We start from the raw sequence: 1,835 nt of genomic DNA, 5'->3' as shown, positions 1-1,835 counted from the left end.
GCCGCCTCGGCGGCGATCTCATCACCCGTGCTCACGACGAGCACGCGCGGGAGACCGAGCACCGGAAGTTGGTTCACCCCACACGCGGCGGTCACGCCGAGGTGGGCCGGTGTCAGCAAGGTGCCCGCACTCAGCACGGTCTGACCGGTGCGGACGTCGGATCCGCGGCGTCGGACGAAGGTTCCCGGGCGTGGTTCTGCACGAGCGTCGAGGGTGATGGCATCGGCTCCGAAGCGACCCGGGGAGGTGTCCTCGATCTTGACGACCATATCGGTGCCCGCAGGCAGCGGCGCCCCGGTCATGATCTCCACTGCGGTGCCCGGCAGCACCGGCTGACCGTGTGCACCGGCGGCGACACGCCCGTGCACGGGAATCGGGCGGTCGCGCATCTCGTCGACGGTGGCGGCGGCCAGGGCGTAGCCGTCCATGCTCGAGTTGTCGAAGCCGGGGACATCGATCGGCGATTCCACATCGGCGGTCAGCCGCCTCGGCGTCTCCAGCAGAGAACTCAGCGGCAGGCTCACCGGACCGGTCAGGGGCGCGATCATCTCGGATATCCGCTCACGGTGCATCTTCGCAGTAGTCATGGGACGATGATATCGACACGCTTTTCAAGGAGGATGACGCAATGGAGAAGATCGGCCTGCCCATGCCGGTGCTCAGAACTCCGACGGTCGACCCGGGCGAGGAGTTCACCGGCCACACCGAGGACGCACTGCTCGACACCTTCGATCGCCGCGCTCGCGACCTCCGCATCTCCCTCACGGACTTCTGCAACCTGCGCTGCACCTACTGCATGCCGGAGGAAGGCGTCGAGTTCATGTCCCGCGGTTCCGCGATGACCGGCGACGAGATCGTCCGCTTCGTCCGCATCGCGGTAGAGAAGTTCGGCGTCGACCAGGTCCGGTTCACCGGCGGCGAACCCCTGACACGCAAGGACATCAACGACATCATCGCCGGCGTTGCGGCACTGGAGCCGCGACCGAACATCGCACTGACGACGAACGCGATCGGGCTCGACAAACGCGCCGCACGGCTGAAGGACGCGGGACTCGATCGCATCAACGTCTCTCTCGACACGATCGATCCGGAGACCTTCGAGTCCATGACCCGACGTCCGTTCCTCAAACGGGTGCTCGAGGGCATCGACGGGGCGAAGGCCGCCGGCCTCGAGCCCGTGAAGATCAATGCCGTGCTGCTGCCCGGCGTCAACGATGCACAGGCTCCGGATCTGCTGCAGTGGTGCCTCGAGCAGGATCTGAGTCTGCGGTTCATCGAGCAGATGCCCCTGGATGCCGGACATTCCTGGGATCGAACGTCGATGATCACCGCCGCGGACATCTTCGCCCTCCTCGAGCCCCGCTTCGTGCTCACCCCGGATTCGGCTCCGCGCAACGGCGCCCCGGCCGAGAAGTTCCTCGTCGCCGATCGACGCCGTCCCGATACGATCCTCGGCACCGTCGGAATCATCGCTTCTGTCACGCGTCCGTTCTGTGCGGACTGCACCCGCACGCGGCTGACCGCAGAGGGTCGTGTGCGCACCTGCCTGTTCTCCCGCACCGAGGTCGATCTGCTCACCGCGATGCGCGAGGGGGCCTCGGACGATTCGATTGCGAACCTGTGGAAGGGTGCGCATTGGAAGAAGCTCGCCGGTCATGGGATGGACACGGATTCGTTCGAGCAGCCGCAGCGTCCCATGAGCGCCATCGGAGGATAAGTGCCCACCATCACCGTTCGGTTCTTCGCCGCAGCCCGCGAGGCCTTCGGCGCCCGCGAATCACAGATGAATGCCGGGTCCGTCGATGAGCTCGTCACGACCCTCGCCGAGGCGGCTG

The 1,835-nt window shown here is 66.3% G+C and carries 1 protein-coding gene and 1 pseudogene; one reads left to right on the top strand and one right to left on the bottom strand.

The genetic code is table 11. The annotated features are described in order from the left end of the window. Positions 1-587 (bottom strand): annotated as a pseudogene (locus AD89_RS0117195) (molybdopterin molybdotransferase MoeA); the annotation flags it as partial. Positions 588-628: 41 nt separating this feature from the next. Between AD89_RS0117195 and moaA the strand changes: the two are divergent. Next, a complete protein-coding gene (gene moaA / locus AD89_RS0117190; protein WP_025780827.1) occupies positions 629-1,717 on the top strand; it encodes a GTP 3',8-cyclase MoaA in 1,089 nt (362 codons plus the stop codon). Positions 1,718-1,835 lie beyond the last annotated feature (118 nt).

The sequence above is a fragment of the Brevibacterium sp. VCM10 genome, from assembly GCF_000583215.1.
Classification (GTDB): Bacteria; Actinomycetota; Actinomycetes; order Actinomycetales; family Brevibacteriaceae; genus Brevibacterium; species Brevibacterium linens.
Note: the sequence above shows the minus strand (reverse complement) of the source record. Positions and strands in the feature narration are given on the sequence as shown.

Bases quoted from the DNA above. Each gene is read 5' to 3' on its own strand.
- moaA (WP_025780827.1), top strand. From the start codon at position 629: ATGGAGAAGATCGGCCTGCCCATGCCGGTGCTCAGAACTCCGACGGTC.